We start from the raw sequence: 20,274 nt of genomic DNA on the forward strand, positions 1-20,274 counted from the left end.
GCTCGCTCGAGGGCGCGGAGCGAGATGAAGGTCCCGTGGGTCTCGTCTTGCTCGTTCCTCGCTCGCTCAACGACCGACCGGGGTGTGCGCTATCTCGCCCGACGACCGACCGGCGCGAGGCATCCGGCCCTTCCACTCTTCTCCCACCCTTGTTCGCGTGATGCCGCTGTGAATAGAGTGACCGGTGAGACGAACCGGGGGGCCACGTTCGTGACGATCACCGAATCGACATCGGATCTCAAGCAGGAAGAGGGTTCGCCGTCGAGCGAGCCGCTGCGTCGGCGGGAGCGTCCGGCGCCTCCGCCCAAGGAGAGGCGTATCCGCCGCGGTGGACTGACGATCCAGTCGAAGCTGCTCATCATGCTGCTGGCAGTCAGCCTCGTCTCGTCCGTCATCGTCGGCATCATCGGCTTCGTCAGCGGACGGGAGTCGCTGCGCGCGGCGGCCGTCGAGCAGCTCACGACGATCCGCGAACTGCGTGCGAACGAGATCGAGAACGCGATGGCGGGCCTGCAGCAGGGCGTCACCCTGGACTCCCGCAACCTCAGCGCGCAGAACGCGTCGGTCGCGCTGAACGAGGGGTTCGCGCAGCTGCAGAACGCGCCGCTCACCCCGGAGCAGGAGGCCGAGCTCGAGGCGTACTACGCGAACGCCTTCATCCCCGCGCTCGAGCAGCGCTCGGGCACCGAGTACGGCGAGAGCGCGTTCATCCCCGAGTCAGCCGCCGGCCGGTATCTGCAGTACTGGTACACGCGAGCCAACACCACCTACGACGACGCCGGGTTCGAGCAGGCGCTCGCGGTCGCCGACCCCGGCGACGGCAGCGCCTACTCGGCAGCGCACGCGCAGTTCCACGACTACTTCCAGCTCCTCATCGACGAGATCGGCTACGTCGATCTCCTCATGCTGAACACCGACGGCGACGTCGTCTACAGCGCCCACAAGGGCGTCGACCTCGGCACCAACCTCACCGACGGTCCGTACCGCGACACCGTCCTCGCCGAGGCGTACCGCGACGCGATGGCGACCAACACGGTGAACACCGTGGAGACCACCGACTTCGAGCGGTACATCCCGGCGCTGGACGTGCCCGCACTGTGGGTCGTCTCGCCCGTCGGCGATGAGGACGAGGTCACCGGGGCGCTCGCGGCGCAGATCCCGATCGAGACGATCAATGAGGTCATGACCGGCGGGCAGTCGTGGGAGGAGCAGGGCCTCGGCCGCACCGGCGAGGTGTACCTCGCCGCCCGCGACGACCTTATGCGCAGCATCTCGCGCGAGCTCGTGGAGTCGCCCGAGGAGTACGCCGAGGAGGTCGTCCGCAACGGCACCCCGCCGGATGTCGCGAAGCGCATCGAAGAGGTCGAGGGCACGATCCTGCTGCAGCCCGTGGACACCCCCTCGGTGAACGAGGCGCAGCAGGGCCGCACCGGCTGGGCGATCACCTCGGACTACCTCGGCGGCGAGAGCATCACCGCGTACCGGCCGCTCGACATCGACGGGCTGGAGTGGGTGGCCGTCGCCCGGATCGAATCCGACGAGGCGTTCGCGCCGGTCACCGACTTCACCCGCAACCTGGTGCTGTCGACCCTCGCGATCCTCCTCGCGGTCAGCGTGATCTCGCTGCTGCTCGCCCAGGTGTTCACCCGGCCGATCCGCCGCCTGGTCGACGCGGTCCGCCGCATCGCCGGAGGAGACCTCGCCGTGCAGGTGCCGCACAGCTCGCGCGACGAGTTCGGCGACCTCGGAAGCGCGTTCAACGACATGGCCTCGAGCCTGCGCATCAAGCAGGACCTCATCGACCAGCAGCGTCAAGAGAACGAGAAGCTGCTGCACACCCTCATGCCCGAGTCGGTCGCCCGCCGCTACCGCGAAGGCGAGGAGTCGATCGCCGAGCAGCACGACAACGTCGCGGTCGTCTTCGCCGAGCTCGTGGGCTTCGACGAGCACGCCGCGACGCTCACGAGCGACCAGGAGATCACCCAGCTCAACACGATCATGCGCGGATTCGACGAGGCCGCCGAGAAGGCCGGCGTCGAGAAGGTGCGCACGCTGCGCGGGGGCTACCTGGCATCGTCGGGGCTCATCGTCCCGCGCGTGGACAACGTCCGCCGCGCGGTCGAGTTCGCCCGCGAGATGCGCGCCTCCATCGAACGGTTCAACGCCCAGCACGGCACCGCCATCGATCTGCGCGCGGGCGTCGACACCGGAACGGTGACCAGTGGCCTGGTCGCCCGCACGAACCTCGCCTTCGACCTGTGGGGGGATGCCGTCAGCCTGGCGTACCGCGTGCGCTCGGTGAGCGGCGAACCCGGGATCTACGTCAGCGACGCCGTGCGCGATCGCCTGCAGGACAGCGTCGCGTTCGACGAGGCGGGAGTGGTCGAGCTCGACGGCCGGCAGCAGACGGTCTGGCGGGTCGAGTGAGCATGGACCCGTTCCGCGACGGCTGGATCTGGGCGGCGCTCGCACTCGCCGTCGGCGTGCCCGTCGTCCTCGTCACGCTCACCGAAATCATCGGCGCGCTGCAGCGTCGCGGGAACCCGGCGGTGGGCCCGCTCAAGCTGCTGCGCAACTGGGTGGTTCCCACGGCGGCCCTGCTCGCGCTCCTGGCCTTCGCGTTCTCCTCCCCGGCGGACCAGGCCTGGGTGCGCGTCGTGGCGACAGTGCTCGGGTTCCTCCTGATCCTGCTGATCCTCTCGAGCTTCAACGTCGCTCTCTTCGCCACGGCCCGGAAGGGGTCGTGGCGCGAGCGGATCCCCACGATCTTCGTCGAGCTCGCGCGCCTCATCCTTGTCGTGGTCGGCCTGGCGCTGCTGTTCCAGTGGGTGTGGGGCGCGGATGTCGGCGGACTGATCGCCGCCCTCGGCGTCACCTCGATCGTCATCGGCCTGGCGCTGCAGAACGCCGTCGGCGGCGTCATCTCGGGACTCCTGCTGCTGTTCGAGCAGCCGTTCAAGATCGGCGACTGGCTCGACACCGGCAGCGTCGTCGGGCGGGTCATCGAGGTGAACTGGCGGGCGGTGCACATCGACACCGGATCCGGCATCCAGATCGTCCCGAACTCCATGCTGTCGGGATCGTCGTTCCGCAACCTCAGCCAGCCCGCCGGTGTGCACCACGCCTCGACGACCGTGAAGTTCACGACCGACGATCCGCCCCACGAGGTCATCCGCCTGCTCGTGGAGGTGGCCGACTCGCTTCCGATGCGGGTGGCGGAGCAGCGCGCGACCGCCGCGTACTCCGGCGCCGGCAGCTACACCATCACTCTGCCGCTGCAGGGCCCGGCGCTGGTCGACCAGGCGATGAGCGTGTACCTCGCGTGGCTCTGGTACGCCGCGCGCCGCCGCGGCCTGGCGCTTGACGGGGATGCCACCGACCCGATCGCCGAGCCGGAACGGCTCGAGTCCGCGCTCGACATCGTCGGCCCGACGCTGCACCTCGGTGACGAGGAACGCGAACTCGTGCGGTCGGCGTCGCGACTGGAGCGCTGGGGGTCGGGCGAGGTGGTCCTCCCCGCCGGTGCGGTGCCGTCCGAGATGCGGTTCATCGTCGAGGGACGCGTGCGACTCTCCGTCGAGGTGGCCGGTGGACGCCTCGACGTGGGGTGGGCCGAGCCGGGGGACTACATCGGCCAGACCGCCCTCACGCGGGAGCCGACGATCACGACCGCCGTCGCCGCCGACACCCTCACGGTGCTCGTCGTGCCGCTCGCGACGGTCGACCAGCTGGTGCGCCGCCGCCCGCCCCTCGCGCAGGACATCGGCCGCTCCATCGAGGTCAAGCGCAAGCTCGCGAACGAGGCGCTCGCCGAAGCCGGGGTCGTGCGCGGCACCCTCGCACGCTGACGGGTCCGACGGCCACCGGTAGTGGTCCTGGGAGCCCGCGCGCATCTACTACCGTTGTCGCATGACGACGGCGACGCGGCGGGGGATCCTCGCTGTCGTCACCGTCGTCGCGCTCGTGGCCATCGGGCTGGGTCTGGGCGCCGCGGTGGATGCTTTCGGACCGGCCGCGGGCGCGACGGATGCCTTCGGTTCGGACGCCGATGCGGCGGATGCCGGTTCTCGTGCTGACGCAGCCGAGCGCGACGCGACGATGGCGTGGCTGGCGCGGGGACTGCTCGTTCTCGCCGTCGCGTGGGTCGTGATCGGCATGCTGTCTGCACGGACACGGCTGGTGCGGCGGCCTGGTGCCGCCGCGGCACGAGCGTCGTGGCTCGCCTCTTCCCGCCCGTGGCGCGCGCGGGAATCGACCCTCGGGATGCTCGAACTCGACCGCGGGCTGCTGCTCGTCATCCCGACCGGGCTGCTGGTCGCCACTCGTGCCGTGCAGGCGTCGTTCCTGGCGTGGGCGGATCTGGCAATCCTTCTCGGCGCGTGGCTCGCCTTCGCCGCTGTGGTGCGGCTGTGCCTCTGGCGGCTCTCGCCGTGGCCTGTCATCGCCGCGGTCGGCGGTGTGGTCGTGCTCCGCTGCATCGTCACGCTCGCGCTTCTATCATTCAACGGACCGAGCGGGTACTGGTCCGTGCTGTCAGCTGAGCCGGTGCTGCGCACGATCTTCATCGCCGTCGCGTTCGCGTTGCTGGTGTGGCTGTTCACCGCCGGAGGCTGGGCGCTGTCGACCCAGGTCGGCCCGCGTAGGGCGACCGGGTTCATGCTCGCCGGGATCGGCGGAGGACTCGCCGTGCCGGCACTGGTGGTCGGCGCGGTCGGACTCGAGGCGGTGCTCGCCCAGTCCGGCGACGCGTCGGGACTGCTTCCCTGGGGGCTCGTGCGCGTTGTAGGCGTCACGACGTTCACGGAGATCCCCACCGGAGCGCCGTGGTTCGTCACGGCCGTCGGCGGCGTGGTGCTGGTGGTCGGCGTTCTGCTCGCCATGCCGTGGCGGCGTCGGACAGAGGCATCCGCGTCCTGACCTGAGCCGGCGAGGTCGAGCAGGCGTCGCCGCCTCTTCCGGGCCTCTGTGGTCAGACCACACCGAGGGCCGGGTAGCGTAGAGGCATCCCCCGAAGCTGATCCGAAAAGGTGTTTGTCATGCGTTCCCGCAGTACCGCTGTCCTGTCCCTCTTCGCCGCCGGTGTCCTCCTCGCCGGCTGCGCCTCCAATGCGCCCGCAGCTGCGCCCGGTGGCACCCCGGGCGTGACCGTGGTGGCCTCATCCATCACCGAGCCCGCCTCCGTCGGCGAGCGCGTCGGCGCGGACGGGAATGCGCTCGAGGTGTGGAGCGGCATCGTGCCCGACGAGGCGGCCGCCGGCGCACTCGGCGCCCCGGAGGCGGGCACCCAGTGGGTCACCGCGAACGTGGCGCAGTGGGTGGAGGACGACGACCTCACCGGTGCCGACGTCGCTCCCGTCCTGCGCTCGACCGCTGACGAGTCGTTCCAGGGCGTCGCCGTGCCGCAGCAGAACGTCGACGTCGTGATGAAGCCCGGCAAGTCCTACACCTACGTGTGGAGCTACCAGGTTCCGGTCGAGCTCGTGGATGCCGACGCGCTCGTGCTGTGCGTCGGCACGGGAGACGAGGGCTGCAGCAGCCTCATCAAGTGATCCGGGTGCGGCCCGGTGCCGCGCCTGCTGACACGCGTTCGCGCCGCGTCCCGTTCGGGGCGCGGCGCGATCGCGTTCACGGCGTGCGGTGCGGCGTGCGGTGCGTGTGCGGCGGTGCGAGACGGGGTTCGCGGCATCCCTCCTGACCGCTCCGCTGCCGGCCGCGGGCAGGCTGTCGACCGCGGTGTCCTGCGCAGGAGAAGTGCGCTTGCACAGGGGAGCCGCCCTCCCGTCGTCCGGTGGAGGGCTGCATCTCCGGTCGGGGGCTCGCCGCTCGCCCGCGAATCGCGGGGAGCAATACACTGGCGCCAGGGGCGGGTCCCCGCCCGCGAAGGAGAGTCATGAGTGATGTCATGAGCGCGGTGCCCGAGCGCCGCCTGCTGTCCAGCTTCTCCGACTACGCCGGTGCGCAGGCCGTCGTGGATCGGCTGTCCGACGCCGGGTTCCCGGTCGAGAACGTCGCGATCGTCGGGCACAACGTCAGGATCGTCGAGCAGGTGACCGGTCGCATGACCAGCGCGCGCGCCGCCGGGTACGGCGCCGCCTCCGGTGCGTGGTTCGGCCTGCTCATCGGGCTGCTGTTCGGCCTGCTCTCGCCCGGACCGGTGTGGCTGTGGCTGATGCTGTGGGGCCTCGTGCTCGGTGCCGTGTGGGGCGCCGTGTTCGGCTTCGTCGGGCACTGGGCCACCCGCGGCCGCCGTGACTTCAGCTCGGTGCAGAAGTTCGAAGCGGAGCGCTGGGACGTCATGGTCGACGCGGAGCACCTGCTGCGGGCGCAGTCGATCCTGGGATCGACGGGTGGCTCCGCCGCCGCGGGTGCGCGGGCGACGGGTGCGACCGCGCCCGGTGCTGCCGGTCCGGCCGCTCCGACGACCCCTCCGGCGCCGCCCGCTTCCTGATCCCCGGGGAGGAGGCGGCTGCCTCACTCGCCCGGACCGGGGTGTCGGCGGTCGCGCCTAGACTTGATGGGACATGACCGACGCATCAACGCCTGGGCCCACTCGCTCCGAGGCTCCGCGCAGCGCGTCAGCGATGCGGGGAGGAAGCGTGGGGATCATCGTCAGCGGCGATCGCGGTCCGCAGATCGGTGCTGCTGCGCCGCGCCCGGACGACGATCTGCTCGTCGGCCTCAACCCGCAGCAGCGCGAGGCCGTCACCTACCGTGGGCAGGCCCTGCTGATCGTCGCGGGCGCGGGATCGGGCAAGACGAGCGTGCTGACGCGTCGCATCGCGAGCCTGCTGCGCAGTCGCGAGGCGTGGCCGAGCCAGATCCTCGCGATCACGTTCACCAACAAGGCCGCCGGCGAGATGCGCGAGCGTGTCGAGCAGCTCGTGGGCGACACCGCGCGCGGCATGTGGATCTCGACCTTCCACTCGGCGTGCGTGCGCATCCTGCGCCGCGAGGCCGAGCAGTTCGGCTTCACCAAGGCGTTCACGATCTACGACTCCGGCGACTCCCGGGCGCTCATCAAGCGCCTGGTCAAGGAGCACGAGGCCGACGCGTACGGACTCACGCCCGCCGCTACGCAGGGCAAGATCTCGAAGCTGAAGAACGAGCTCGCCGACGCGGAGTCCTACGCGCGGCAGGCCAACATGAACGACCCCGCCGAGCGGGTGTTCGTCGAGCTGTTCGGTGCGTATCAGCGCGAGCTGCAGCGCGCGAACGCGTTCGACTTCGACGACCTCATCGCGCAGACGGTATACCTCTTCCGCGCGTTCCCGCATGTCGCCGACGTGTACCGGCGCCGCTTCCGGCACATCCTTGTCGATGAGTACCAGGACACCAACCACGCCCAGTACGCCCTCATCCACGAGCTGACGCGGCCCATCGGATCGGATGCCGGCCCCATCGCCTCGTCCGGCGGCATGATGATCTTCGAGCCCGACCCCGCCGACGACCCCGACCGGGCCGGGGCATCCCTCACGGTCGTGGGTGACTCCGACCAGTCGATCTATGCGTTCCGTGGCGCCGACATCCGCAACATCAGCGAGTTCGAGCGCGACTTCCCGGGCGCGAAGGTCGTGCTGCTCGAGCAGAACTACCGCTCGACGCAGAACATCCTGTCGGCGGCCAACGCCGTCATCAGCCACAACTTCGACCGCAAGGACAAGCGGCTGTGGACCGACGTCGGCGAGGGCGAGAAGATCGTCGGCTTCACCGGGTACTCGCAGCACGACGAGGCGCAGTTCGTCGCCGACGAGATCGAGACGCTGCACCGGTCGGGCGTCGACTACTCCGACATGGCGGTGTTCTACCGCACCAACTCGCAGTCCCGTGCGCTGGAAGAGATCTTCATCCGCTCGGCGGTGCCCTACAAGATCATGGGCGGCACGAAGTTCTACGAGCGCGCCGAGATCAAGGACGCCCTGGCCTACCTCGTGGCTGTGGCGAACCCCGCCGACGAGATGGCGATGCGTCGCATCATCAACCGGCCTCGGCGCGGCATCGGCGACGTCACCATCGAGGCGATCTCCCGCTACGCGCAGGAGGAGGGCATCACCTTCCGCGATGCGCTCGCGAACGCCTCGGCGCTCGGCGTCGGCCCCAAGATCCAGGCGGCGATCTCGCATCTGGACGCGGTGCTGGCCGAGGCATCCGAGCTGATGCTCCCGTCATCGGGTGAGCTCGCCCCGCCCACCGCGGTCGCCGACGGACTGCAGCTGCTGCTGAGCAAGAGCGGCTACTACGACGCGCTGCGCGCCAGCAAGGACGCGCAGGACGAGGCCCGCATCGAGAACCTCGACGAGCTCGTCGCCGTCGCCCGCGAGTTCGCCCGCAACAACCCCGAGGGGACGATCCTCGACTTCCTGACCGAGGTCGCGCTCGTCTCGGATGCCGACGACCTCGAGGATGCCTCCGGCTCGGTGTCGCTGATGACCCTCCACACCGCGAAGGGCCTGGAGTACGACGCGGTCTTCGTGACCGGTGTCGAGGAGGACCTCATCCCGCACCGCATCTCGGCGGGGGAGCCGGGCGGTCCGCAGGAGGAGCGGCGCCTGTTCTACGTCGGCATCACGCGTGCCCGCAAGCGCCTGTACCTCTCGCTGGCGATGACGCGCGCGCAGTTCGGCGAGGTGTCGGTCGCGATGCCGAGCCGGTTCCTGCAGGAGATCCCGGCCGAGCTGCTGAACTGGCGCCAATCGCCCGGAGACGTGAACTCCCGCGGCGGGACCCAGTCGCGCGCGCTCAACGCCCGTCGCGGTTCGGGCTCGGGCGGGTTCGGCGGTTCGGGCAAGCGCTACGGCGACGACCTCGTGCCGCTCGCGCGCCGGCAGCCGACCGGGAACCTCGAGCGGTTCGCCAACAAGATCCCCGCCAAGGTGCGCGACAACGGCGATCTCGAGCTCGCCCCGGGCGACCGCATCCGTCACGACGACTTCGGCGAAGGCCGCGTGGACGCCGTGACCGGCGAGGGCGCCAAGCGCGTCGCTCACGTGCGGTTCGATTCGGCGGGACCGAAGAAGCTCCTCATCAAGATCGCCCCCATCGACAAGCTCTGACCTGGGCGCGGCCGGCCGGAGGTCGAGGAGCGCGAAGCGCGTATCGAGACCCGGTGCGTGTGGATCTCGGTGCGGCTCGTTCTTCGCCTGCTCGATCACCGCAGCGGGCCGGCGCGCCAGGCGGGACCTAGTGCCGTCCGGCGACGAGGTCCGCGACGTGCGCGGGCCACGCCGTGCGGGTCGACGAACCGGATGCCTCCACCCGGTCGGCGAGGCGATACGCGGTGTAGATGGCGTTGACGGCGACCCAGCGCAGGGGCTCGATCTCCCAGCGCTTCGCACGGTGCCCGACCCACGGCAGGCGCGTCAGCTCGGTGTCGCGCTCGAGCACGAGGTCCGCCAGGGTGCGCCCGGCGAGATTCGTCGCGGTGACGCCGGTGCCGACATAGCCGCCGGCGTAGCCGAGGCCGGTCGCACGGTCGTGCTGCACGGTCGCCGCCCAGTCCCGCGGCACACCGAGGACGCCGGCCCACGCGTGGGCGATGGGCACGTCCGAGGCATCCGGGAAGAAGTCCCGCAGAAGGCGGGCGAGCGACGCGATGGTGCGCTGCTGCGTGCGGCCGTCAGTGTCGACGCGCGAGCCGTACCGGTACGGGACCCCGCGCCCGCCGAACGCGATGCGGTCGTCGGCGGTGCGCTGCGCGTACATGTAGACGTGGGCGAAGTCGCCGAGCGTCTCGCGCTGCGCCCAGCCGATCCGCTCCCACGCAGCAGCGGGAAGCGGGTCGGTGACGATCATCGACGAGTTCATCGGCAGCCACGTCCGGTGCTGGCCGCGCAGCTCCGGCGTGAACCCCTCGGTCGCCCGCAGCACGTGGGTCGCGCGCACGGTGCCGGCGTCGGTCTCGGCCCGTCCCGGCGCGATCTCGCGGACGCGTGTGTTCTCGTAGATCGGCACCCCGAGCGCCTCGACCGCCGCCGCCAGCCCGCGCACAAGCTTGACGGGGTGAACGCGCGCGCAATGCGGATGCCACACCGCGCCGAGTACTCCATCGACCGCGATGCGGGATGCTGCCTGCGCGGCATCCAGCAGTTCCAGGTCGGTGTGCGGCCAGGTCTGCTCGGCCGCGGCGCTGGCCCGGAGCCGCGCCAGCTGTGACGGGGTCCGTGCGACGTTGAGCTCGCCGCCCTTGGCGATGTCGGCGTCGATGCCCTCCCGTGCGGCGACCGCGATGACCTCATCGACGGCTGCATTGAGCGCACGCTGCTGCGCGATCGCGGCGTCGCGGCCATGCGCTCCGGCGTACCGGGCGCGTCCGCCGGTGACCGTGTTGGTGAGCCAGCCGCCGTTGCGACCGGATGCCCCGAACCCCGCGAACCGCTGCTCGAGCACGGCCACGCGCAGGTCGGGCTGCGCCCGCTTGAGGTAGTACGCGGCCCAGAGGCCCGTGTACCCGGCGCCGACGATCGCGACGTCCGCCTCGAGCGGGCCGGGAAGCGACGGTCGTGCCGCCGGCGTGCCGCCGAGGCTCCGCCACCACCATGAGACGTCGCCGTTGGGAACGGACGCGAGATCGCCGCGGGATGCTGACACGCGCACAGGCTATCGGCCGGTCGCACCCGGCCGACGCCGCGGCATCCGTCGATCCGTCCGGTTCCCCCGGTTCGTTCGTCACACATGTACGGCGAGGGCGCCGTACGCCCGTCGGGCCGCCGGACGGCAGGGCCTTAGCTGCGCCGTCGAACTCTGCGCCGTCGAAACCGCATGTTCTCGGCGGCAGGGACATGCGTTCTCGGCGAGACCGTACGTTCTCGTCGAAACCGCACGCCGTCGGCGGCAGGGACATGCGTTCTCGGCGAGACCGTACGTTCTCGACAGGGGGAGAGCGGACGGTCTCGACAGGGGAAGCCGGGACGGTCTCGACAGGCGGAGGGGCGAGGGGCGGCCGCCGGATGCGAGGCCGCTCGCTGCGCCGTCGAAACCGCATGTTCTCGTCGAAACCGCACGCCGTCGGCGGCAAAGACATGCGTTCTCGGCGAGACCGTACGTTCTCGATGGCGGGAGGGGCGAGACCGTACGGTCTCGACGGGCACAACATCGTCCGGCGCGTCTACCCGTCGCCGTCGAGGGCGCGGAAGGCGGCCCACAGCTCGGCGCGGGTCGCGAACGAGGTCAGCTCGCGGCCGAGCACGCGCTCGGTGAGGGCCAGGCGCGTGCGGATCGTGTGCCGGTGCACGCCCAGCGACTGAGCGGATGCCTCGTGCGAGCAGTCGTTGTCGAGCCAGACCCGCAGCGTGTCGACGAGCCGCGTGCCGTTCGCGGCATCGTGCTGGAACAGGGGACCGAGTTCCGCCCTCGCCAGAGACCGCGCCTCTTCGCTGAGCGCCGACAGCACGCCCGAGCGCGCGACCTCGGCGAAGGCGGTGATCGCCGCCGTGCCGCGATCGCGCGCGACCCGCGCCTGGCCGACGGCTGCCGCGATGCCGTCGTACGCCGTCGGCTCCGAAAGACCCACTCTCACGTCGAAGCGCTCGGTGAGCTCGCGCACCACCGCGAGCTCGCCCTCGGGCACGATCAGCACGAGCCCGTCGTCGCCGCGACCGAAGAACAGTCCGCCGCGGGTCTCCTCGGCCCGCAGCTCGAGAAGCTCCGCGACGGCGTCGACGCGGCTGGCCGCCGCATCCGTCACCGCGACCACGACGGGCGCGGTCGGCAGCGGACCCCACAGCTCCCGCGAGATCCGGCGGGCCAGACCCACGTCACCGGTCAGCAGCGTCTGCACCAGTCCGGCGCGCAGCGCACCGCGCGCGCGGGTGAGGCCCTGCTGCTGCTCGAGCGCCAGACCGGCCATCGCGATGACCGCGGTGACGACGACCCGGCCCTCCTGGTCCAGGTCGCCCGCGGCGATGGCGATGACACCGCGCAGGTGCCCGCCGCGCCCGAGGGTCTGCAACGTGAACGGGGTGTCGCCGATCCGCAGCGACGACCCGGCGCGCGCGCCGCGGTGCAGCACTCCCGTCACCTCGCGCTGCAGGGCCTCGGCCGTCGCGGGCTCGAGACCGCCGACCGGATGCTCCCGCGACAGCTCGCCCGCCGCATCGAACATGCCCACCCACGTGTCCAGCTGCCGGGCGAGCTCCGCGACGGTCGCTCCGAGCCCGTCCGGTCGCAGCGCCGCCAGCGCGATCGCCCGCTGCGCCGCGAGGGCCCAGCTGCGCCGGGCGTACGCCTGCGCGGCGATCGCCTCCGCGTTCGCGCGGGCCACCGCGATGAAGGGCGTGCGGTACGGGACCTCGAACAGGGGCATCCGCTCGGCGCGGCACGCGTCGGCCAGCGCGGGCGGGATGCCGGCGCGCACCACCTCCGTGCCGAACCCGAGCCCGACCACGCCCCGCACCGCGAGCCGGTGCACGTAGGCGCGGTACGCCTCCGGATCGTCGGCGTCGTGGTCGCTCGACTGGAACTGCGTGCCGGTCGTCAGCAGCACGAGCCCCTCCGACAGGAACGGCGTCGGGTCGGCCAGATCCGAGCTGTGCACCCAGCGGATCGGGCGGTCCAGGGCGCCGGCATCCAGGGCGTCCTCGTCGGCGAGCCGGAGGCGCAGGTCGGTGCGCGCGAGCAGGGCGCGCAAGGTGGGAGCGTCGTTGTCCATGGGATCCGATGTACTGGTCGTATAGCGGGCTATTGAGAATGTACAGCCGGGAAGGTGCGACCGCTGCGAGACCCCGCATACGCTCGCGACCATGAGTGCCGACACCGTCTCCGCCGTCTCGACTCAGACCGCGACCTCGCTGGGCGGGCCGACCCTGCCGCAGGAGCGTCGCCTGGTCACCAGCATCCCCGGTCCCCGCTCGCAGGAGCTGATCGACCGCAAGGGCGCCGCCGTCGCCGCCGGTGTGGGCCACACCGCCCCGGTGCACGCCGTCGCCGCCGGTGGAGGCGTGATCGTCGACGCCGACGGCAACTCGCTGATCGACCTCGGGTCGGGTATCGCCGTCACCACCATCGGCAACGCGCACCCGAAGGTCGTCGCCGCGGTGCAGGAGCAGGTCGCGCAGTTCACCCACACGTGCTTCATGATCGCGCCGTACGACTCGTACGTGTCCGTCGCCGAGGCGCTCAACCGCATCACCCCCGGCGATCACGCCAAGAAGAGCGCGCTGTTCAACTCGGGCGCCGAAGCGGTGGAGAACGCGGTCAAGATCGCCCGCAAGTACACCGGCAAGCAGGCGGTCGTCGCGTTCGACCACGGCTACCACGGCCGCACGAACCTCACCATGGCGCTGACGGCGAAGTCGATGCCGTACAAGAGCGGTTTCGGGCCCTTCGCATCGGAGATCTACCGCGCGCCGCTGTCGTACCCGTTCCGCGACGGGCTCAGCGGCGCCGAGGCGGCCAAGCGCGCGATCGCGGTCATCGAGAAGCAGGTCGGCGCCGACAACCTCGCCGGCGTGATCATCGAGCCGATCCAGGGCGAGGGCGGGTTCATCGTCCCCGCCGACGGGTTCCTGCCCGCGCTCGTGGAGTGGTGCCGCGCGAACGGCGTCGTCTTCATCGCCGACGAGATCCAGACCGGCTTCGCCCGTACCGGCGCGATGTTCGCCAGCGAGATCTTCGGCATCGTCCCCGACCTCATCACGACGGCCAAGGGCATCGCGGGCGGCCTTCCGCTCGCCGCCGTCACGGGCCGGGCCGAGATCATGGATGCCGCGCACACCGGCGGCCTCGGCGGCACATACGGCGGCAACCCCATCGCCTGCGCCGCCGCCCTCGCCTCGATCGACGTGTTCGAGAACGACGGGATGCTCGAGCGCGCCCGTGAGGTCGGCGAGATCCTGCTCAGCCGCCTCGGCGCGCTGCAGCAGTCAGACCCGCGCATCGGCGATGTCCGCGGTCACGGCGCGATGATCGCAGCGGAGTTCGTCGACCCGGCGACGGGGGAGCCGGATGCTGCGCTGACCGGCGCCGTCGCGAAGGCCTGCATCGCCGAGGGTGTCATCGTCCTGACCTGCGGCACCTACGGGAACGTGATCCGTTTCCTCCCGCCGCTGTCGATCACCGACGACCTGCTCCACGAGGGCCTGGACGTCGTCGCGGCTGCGCTCGCGGCATCCTGACCCCTCCACCACCGACCGTGTCCCCAACCCGCGCCTGCGTGTCCCGAGAACACGGCTGAAACGCCGCGTGGAAGCGCGATCTCGGGACACGCAGTCCCGTGTCGACCGCGCGGCCGCGCCTACCGCGGCCGGCAGACCCACCAACACCAAGGAGTGATGCGAGTGACCGATCTCACCCGCGACGTCGTCATCGTCGGAGCCGGCGCGGCAGGCCTCACCGCCGCCAACGAGCTCGAGAAGGCCGGACTGTCCGTCGTCGTCCTCGAGGCGCGCGACCGCGTCGGAGGCCGGCTGTGGACCGACGTCGTCGACGGGGCGATGCTCGAGATCGGCGGCCAGTGGGTCTCGCCCGACCAGGAGGCGCTGAAGGAGACGATCGCCGAGCTCGGGCTCGAGACCTACAGCCGCTATCGCGACGGCGAGTCCGTCTACATCGGTCGCGACGGTCGGCTCAAGCGCTTCACCGGCGAGATCTTCCCGGTCGCGCCCGAGACCGAGAAGGAGATCGTCCGCCTCATCGAGCTGCTCGACCGGCTGGTCGCCGAGGTCGACCCCGACAGGCCGTGGGAGCACCCGGATGCCGAGGCGCTGGACCGCATCTCGTTCGAGGCGTGGCTCGAGGAGCAGACCGACGACGTGGAGGCCCGCGACAACATCGCCCTCTTCATCGCCGGTGCGATGCTCACCAAGCCCGCCTACGCGTTCTCAGCGCTGCAGGCGCTGCTGATGGCCGCCAGCGCCGGAAGCTTCACGAATCTCGTCGACGCGGACTACATCCTCGACGAGCGCGTGATCGGCGGTCTGCAGCAGGTGCCGCTGCTGCTGGCGGAGCGTCTGGGCGACGACGTGATGCTCGGGCAGCCGGTCAACGAGGTGCACTGGTCGGAGGACGGCGTGACCGTCGTCACCGACAAGGGCCTGCGCGTCCGCGCCCGCTTCGTCGTGCTCGCCCACGCGCCGATCCTCTACCCGTGGATCCAGTTCTCCCCGCCGCTGCCGCGCCTGAAGCAGCAGATGCACCAGCACCTGTCGATGGGCTTCGTCATCAAGGTGCACGCGGTCTACGACCGCCCGTTCTGGCGCGAGCAGGGACTGTCGGGCACCGCCTTCAGCCCGTACGAGATCGCGCACGAGGCCTACGACAACACCAACCACGGCGACGAGCGCGGCACGCTCGTCGGGTTCGTCTCGGACCGCAATGCCGACGACCTGTTCCGCGTCTCGCCCGAGGAGCGCAAGGAGCGCATCCTCGAGTCGCTGTCGCACTACTACGGACCCGAGGCGAAGAACCCGCTGGTGTACTTCGAGAGCGACTGGGGCGCGGAGGAGTGGACCCGCGGCGCGTATGCCGCGAGCTTCGACCTCGGCGGCCTCGCCCGCTACGGCGCGGACCTGCGCACCGCCGTCGGACCGATCCACTTCGCGTGCAGCGACATGGCCGGTGCCGGGTACCAGCACGTCGACGGCGCCATCCGCATGGGACGCCTCGTCGCGGCGAACATCCTCGACGGCGCCCGGCTCGAGCACGCAGACCCCGAGAGTGCCGAGCTCGAGAGCGCCGACCTCGAAGGCGCGCGCCGATGACCGGCCGCATCGTCGTCGGCTACACCGCGACCGACGCGGGAGCGGATGCCGTCGCCCTCGGCGTGCGCCTCGCCACCGCCGTCCGCGCCGCTCTCGACCTCGTGCTGGTGCTCCCCGGCGAGGACCGCAGCGTGATCACCCCGCCGAACGCCGCCTACGACCGCTACCTCGTGACCGAGGCGGAGTCCTGGCTCGCCGAAGCGGCCGCCACGATCCCGGGCGACCTCGCTCACGCCACGCACGTGCGCTTCGCCGACTCGTTCGCCGAGGGTCTGATCGCCGCAGCGCACGAGCGGGAGGCATCCCTCATCGTCGTGGGCGCCGCCAACGGCGGGCTCCGCGGGCGTCACCGCTTGGGCACCGTCGCCAACGAGCTGCTGCACTCGTCCGACGTGCCCGTCGCCCTCGCCCCCGAGGGATCCCGACGCACGGCGGTGACCGGCGTCAGCCGCGTCACCGCGGCCATCGGCACGCGGCCGGGCGCAAGCGCGCTGCTGGAAGCGAGCGTCGCTCTCGCGACAGCCACCGGCGCGCAGCTGCGGCTGCTGTCGCTGGTCTCGGTGGACCTGCCGGCCGGCGTCGACACCGGCGTCATCCGCCTTGCGGGAGCCGCCCACGCCGACGATGTGCTCGGCAGAGCGCTCGACGCGCTCCCCGAGGGAGTCCAGGCTGACGTCGTCGTGGCACGCGGGGAGAGCATCGAGGACGCCGTCGCGCACCTCGACTGGAATCCCGACGAGCTGGCCGTCGTCGGCTCCAGCCGGCTCGCGCAGCCCCGGCGCCTGTTCCTCGGCTCGACTGCGGCGAAGATGCTGCACGAGCTGCCCGTCCCGATGGTCGTGGTGCCCCGCACCCGCGACAAGGAAGGCGAACGCGCATGAGCGCTTCCCAGAAGTCCAGCGGCGCTGCGGCCGCGCCGGCACCCGCAGCCCGCGTCCACGCGGGCGAACTGTCGAAGAAGGGCCTGCGCGCCGGCGCCGTCGGCGTGGTCGGCGCGGTGGTCATCGGCATCTCCACCATCGCACCGGCGTACACGCTCACCGCGTCGCTGGGTCCGACGGTGGCGGAGGTGGGGACGCAGGTGCCGGCCATCATCCTGGTCGGATTCATCCCGATGCTGCTGACGGCGTTCGGCTATCGCGAGCTCAATCGCGCGATGCCCGACTCGGGCACCTCCTTCACGTGGGGCGTGCGGGCCTTCGGCCCCTGGATCGGATGGATGACCGGGTGGGGGCTCGTCGCGGCCACGGTCATCGTGCTCTCGAACCTCGCCGGCATCGCGGTGGAGTTCCTGTTCCTGCTGATCTCGCAGCTGACCCGGAACCCCGACATCGCCGACCTGGCCTTCAACCCCTTCATCAACGTCTTCGTGTGCCTGCTGTTCATGCTCGGCGCGACGCTGGTGTCGTACCGCGACATGCAGACGACGCAGAAGTTCCAGTACGTGCTCGTCGGCTTCCAGGTCGTCGTGCTCGTGCTGTTCGCGGTCGTCGCGATCGTGAAGGCCGTCGACGGCGAGGCGCCCGACCCGACGCCCTTCTCGTGGTCGTGGTTCAACCCGCTCGAGGTGCCGACGTTCAGCGCGTTCGCTGCAGGGCTCTCGCTGTCGATCTTCATCTTCTGGGGCTGGGACGTCGTCCTCACCATGAACGAGGAGACGAAGAACCCCGAGAAGACGCCGGGTCGTGCCGCGATGATCACCGTCATCGTCGTCGTGACGCTGTACCTCCTGCTGTCGATCGGCCTCATGATGTTCGCCGGTATCGGCGACGGCGACCTGGGGCTTGCGAACGAGGAGATCTCGGCCAACGTGTTCTTCGCGCTGTCGGATCCGGTGCTCGGACCGCTCGCGTTCCTCGTGTCCCTGGCGGTGCTGTCGAGCTCGGCGGCCTCGCTGCAGTCGACCGCGGTGGGACCCGCCCGCACGCTGCTCGCGATGGGCCACTACGGGGCGCTGCCGCAGAGCTTCGCGCGCGTGAGCCCCCGCTTCTTCACCCCCGGGTATGCGACGGTGGTCTCGGCTGTCGTGGCATCCGTGTTCTACGCCGTGATGCGGGTGGTGAGCGAGAACGTGCTCACCGACACGATCCTCTCGCTCGGCATGATGATCTGCTTCTACTACGGCCTCACCGCGTTCGCGTGCGTGTGGTACTTCCGCAAGCAGTGGTTCGACTCCGCCCGCAGCTTCTTCTTCTCGTTCCTGTTCCCGCTCGTCGGCGGCGGCATCCTCGCGGTGCTGTTCGTCACGACGCTGATCGACTCGATGGACCCGGCGTACGGCAGCGGATCGAGCATCGGCGGCGTCGGGCTCGTATTCATCCTCGGCGTGACGATCATCCTCGCCGGCGTCGTGATCATGTTCTGGCAGGCGATCAAGCGTCCGGCGTTCTTCCGTGGCGAGACACTCGGTCTCGACGCGCCCGAAAGCCTTCGACGTCCGCGCCGCTGAGCGGCAGACTGTAAACCCACCCGATCGGAGAGAACGCTATGACTGACTACGCCGTCGTCAATCCCGCCACGGGAGAGACCCTGGCCACCTATCCGACGATCACCGACGACGCCCTCGAGGCCGCGATCGCGCAGGCGGATGCCGCGTTCCGCTCGTGGCGCGACGTGCCGGTCGCCGACCGCGCGGACCTCATCCGCCGGGTCGCCGAGCTGCACCGGGAGCGCCGCGACGAGCTCGCCGCGATCATCGTGCGCGAAATGGGCAAGCCGCTGTCGGCCGCCCTCGCCGAGGTCGACTTCGCCGCCGACATCACGGAGTACTACGCCGACAACGCCGAGAAGGTCACGGCGGACCAGCCCATCGACATCGAGGGGGAGGGGTCGGCGGTGATCCGCCGGTCGCCGCTCGGGGTGCTGCTGGGCATCATGCCCTGGAATTTCCCGTACTACCAGGTGGCCCGGTTCGCCGCGCCCAACATCGTCGTGGGCAACACCATCCTCCTCAAGCACGCGCCGCAGTGCCCGGAGTCGGCTGCCGCGATCGCGCAGATGTACGCCGATGCCGGCCTCGGCGACGGCATCTACACCAACGTCTACGCGACCAACGAGCAGGCGGCGACGATCATCGCCGACCGTCGCGTGCAGGGCGTCTCGGTCACCGGATCCGAGCGTGCCGGCTCGGCCGTCGCGGCGCTGGCGGGGCAGAACCTCAAGAAGGTCGCGCTCGAGCTGGGCGGATCCGACCCGTTCATCGTGCTGTCCACCGACGACCTCGACGCGACGGTCGCCGCGGCGGTGGAGGCCCGCATGGACAACAACGGGCAGTCCTGCAACGCGCCCAAGCGGTTCATCGTGCAGGAGGGCCTGTACGACGCCTTCCTCGAGAAGTTCACCGCGGCGATGACCGCCGCGAAGATCGGCGACCCCTTCGCCGAGGACACGGTGCTCGGCCCGCTGTCGTCGCAGGCGGCGGCCGATCGGCTGCAGGACCAGATCGACCGGGCGGTCGCGCAGGGCGCCAAGCTGGTCGCGGGCGGCAAGCACGAGGGCGCCTTCTTCCAGCCCACGGTGCTCACCGACGTCACGCCCGAGATGGACGTGTACCGCGAAGAGCTCTTCGGTCCCGCCGGCGTCGTCTACAAGGTCGCCGACGAGGACGAGGCCGTCAAGCTCGCGAACGACACGAGCTTCGGGCTCGGCTCGTACGTGTACACGACCGACCCCGAGCAGGCCGAGCGCGTCGCGAACAAGATCGAGGCCGGCATGGTCTACGTCAACATCGTTCTCGCCGACTCGCCCGAGCTGCCGTTCGGCGGCATCAAGCGCTCCGGCACCTCGCGCGAGATGGGCCTGCTCGCCGCCGACGAATTCGTCAACAAGAAGCTGATCCGCGTCGCGCCCTGACGCGTTCCCGGTCGTTGAGCGAGGAGCGCAGCGGCGAGACGAACCGCACCGCCGAGGTCGCCGTTTCGTCTCGCTTCGCCCGCTCAACGACCGGGTGGCGGTCCCCGGCGGGTTCGCGGGGTTCGCGGGCATGCCGTACACTGGATCATGCAGTTGAAGTCTGCATTCTTTCGCTGTGCCCGCCCGTCGGGTACGTGCCCCCCTCGCTCAGGTGACCGGGGTAGAGTGCGGACTTCCGAGGCCCCCGGGTCTCTAGGGCGGTAGCTCAATTGGCAGAGCAGCGGTCTCCAAAACCGCAGGTTGCAGGTTCGATTCCTGTCCGCCCTGCGCGTCAGCGCAACACCGGAAGAGATTCCGGCGGTTGACAGAAACAGTGTGTCGGCGCCAGCCGGCTCACGGAAGGTAATCAGGTGGCATCGATGGTTCAGGACGAGCCGACGGGCGAGGTCGTCCGCGCAGACGGCGTGGCCGCCCCGCGCGAGAAGAAGCCGAACGTCTTCGCGCGCATCGCCCTGTTCATCCGTCAGGTCTTCGCCGAGCTCCGCAAGGTCGTCACGCCGACCCGCCAGGAGCTGCTGAAGTACACCGGCGTGGTGCTCGGATTCGTCGTCGTGATGATGGCGATCGTCTACGGCCTGGACGTGCTGTTCGTGTGGATCACGTCGTACGTCTTCGGAGTGCCCGGCGCCTGAGGCCCGGCCTAGCCAATCAAGGGGCGCGACGCGGACGG

The 20,274-nt window shown here is 70.6% G+C and carries 14 protein-coding genes and 1 tRNA gene; 13 read left to right on the forward strand and 2 right to left on the reverse strand.

Features of this window, described 5'->3' with window-relative positions; genetic code table 11:
* The first annotated feature begins 210 nt into the window (after nucleotides 1-210).
* The 6 genes from AC5RVZ_RS02600 (at nucleotide 211) to AC5RVZ_RS02625 (ending at nucleotide 9,050) form a co-directional block, all read left to right on the forward strand.
* Nucleotides 211-2,427 (forward strand): adenylate/guanylate cyclase domain-containing protein, encoded by a 2,217-nt coding sequence (locus AC5RVZ_RS02600; RefSeq protein WP_494064215.1) that lies wholly within the window; start codon nucleotides 211-213, stop codon nucleotides 2,425-2,427.
* A 2-nt stretch (nucleotides 2,428-2,429) separates the two neighbouring features.
* Nucleotides 2,430-3,848 (forward strand): mechanosensitive ion channel domain-containing protein, encoded by a 1,419-nt coding sequence (locus AC5RVZ_RS02605; protein ID WP_494064718.1) that lies wholly within the window; start codon nucleotides 2,430-2,432, stop codon nucleotides 3,846-3,848.
* 61 nt (nucleotides 3,849-3,909) lie between these two features.
* Nucleotides 3,910-4,917, forward strand: a complete 1,008-nt coding sequence (locus tag AC5RVZ_RS02610; RefSeq protein WP_494064216.1) for a hypothetical protein — start codon at nucleotides 3,910-3,912, stop codon at nucleotides 4,915-4,917.
* Between the two features lie 119 nt (nucleotides 4,918-5,036).
* Nucleotides 5,037-5,549, forward strand: a complete 513-nt coding sequence (locus AC5RVZ_RS02615) for a hypothetical protein (protein WP_494064217.1) — start codon at nucleotides 5,037-5,039, stop codon at nucleotides 5,547-5,549.
* A 341-nt stretch (nucleotides 5,550-5,890) separates the two neighbouring features.
* Nucleotides 5,891-6,448: a YflT domain-containing protein gene (locus AC5RVZ_RS02620; RefSeq protein WP_494064218.1), complete on the forward strand. Its 558-nt coding sequence runs from the start codon at nucleotides 5,891-5,893 to the stop codon at nucleotides 6,446-6,448.
* Between the two features lie 73 nt (nucleotides 6,449-6,521).
* Nucleotides 6,522-9,050 (forward strand): ATP-dependent helicase, encoded by a 2,529-nt coding sequence (locus AC5RVZ_RS02625; protein ID WP_494064219.1) that lies wholly within the window; start codon nucleotides 6,522-6,524, stop codon nucleotides 9,048-9,050.
* A gap of 127 nt (nucleotides 9,051-9,177) precedes the next feature.
* Here the strand turns inward: AC5RVZ_RS02625 and AC5RVZ_RS02630 are convergent, their stop codons facing one another.
* Both AC5RVZ_RS02630 and AC5RVZ_RS02635 read right to left on the reverse strand, forming a co-directional pair.
* Nucleotides 9,178-10,584 (reverse strand): NAD(P)/FAD-dependent oxidoreductase, encoded by a 1,407-nt coding sequence (locus tag AC5RVZ_RS02630; protein WP_494064220.1) that lies wholly within the window; start codon nucleotides 10,582-10,584, stop codon nucleotides 9,178-9,180.
* 517 nt (nucleotides 10,585-11,101) lie between these two features.
* Nucleotides 11,102-12,643, reverse strand: coding sequence for a PucR family transcriptional regulator (locus tag AC5RVZ_RS02635; RefSeq protein WP_494064221.1), 1,542 nt, complete (start codon nucleotides 12,641-12,643; stop codon nucleotides 11,102-11,104).
* Nucleotides 12,644-12,734: 91 nt separating this feature from the next.
* On the opposite strand from AC5RVZ_RS02635, the gene gabT reads away from it, so the two are divergent.
* From gabT to secE, 7 genes are all read left to right on the forward strand, one after another.
* Nucleotides 12,735-14,108 (forward strand): 4-aminobutyrate--2-oxoglutarate transaminase, encoded by a 1,374-nt coding sequence (gene gabT, locus AC5RVZ_RS02640; RefSeq protein WP_494064222.1) that lies wholly within the window; start codon nucleotides 12,735-12,737, stop codon nucleotides 14,106-14,108.
* 162 nt (nucleotides 14,109-14,270) lie between these two features.
* On the forward strand, nucleotides 14,271-15,692 hold the full coding sequence (locus AC5RVZ_RS02645; protein WP_494064223.1) for a flavin monoamine oxidase family protein: 1,422 nt from the start codon (nucleotides 14,271-14,273) through the stop codon (nucleotides 15,690-15,692).
* Nucleotides 15,689-16,573: a universal stress protein gene (locus AC5RVZ_RS02650; RefSeq protein WP_494064224.1), complete on the forward strand. Its 885-nt coding sequence runs from the start codon at nucleotides 15,689-15,691 to the stop codon at nucleotides 16,571-16,573. Before AC5RVZ_RS02645 ends, AC5RVZ_RS02650 begins: the two co-directional genes overlap by 4 nt.
* Nucleotides 16,570-18,141 carry an APC family permease gene (locus tag AC5RVZ_RS02655; protein ID WP_494064225.1) on the forward strand — a complete coding sequence of 524 codons (1,572 nt, stop codon included), beginning with the start codon at nucleotides 16,570-16,572 and terminating at the stop codon, nucleotides 18,139-18,141. The genes AC5RVZ_RS02650 and AC5RVZ_RS02655 overlap by 4 nt, the downstream gene beginning before the upstream one ends.
* Before the next feature lie 38 nt (nucleotides 18,142-18,179).
* Nucleotides 18,180-19,544, forward strand: coding sequence for an NAD-dependent succinate-semialdehyde dehydrogenase (locus AC5RVZ_RS02660; RefSeq protein ID WP_494064226.1), 1,365 nt, complete (start codon nucleotides 18,180-18,182; stop codon nucleotides 19,542-19,544).
* A 254-nt stretch (nucleotides 19,545-19,798) separates the two neighbouring features.
* Nucleotides 19,799-19,871: transfer RNA gene (locus AC5RVZ_RS02665), tRNA-Trp, on the forward strand.
* A 92-nt stretch (nucleotides 19,872-19,963) separates the two neighbouring features.
* Nucleotides 19,964-20,236, forward strand: a complete 273-nt coding sequence (gene secE / locus AC5RVZ_RS02670) for a preprotein translocase subunit SecE (RefSeq protein ID WP_494064719.1) — start codon at nucleotides 19,964-19,966, stop codon at nucleotides 20,234-20,236.
* The last annotated feature ends 38 nt before the right edge of the window (nucleotides 20,237-20,274 follow it).

Source organism: Arthrobacter sp. Cza30, assembly GCF_059090765.1.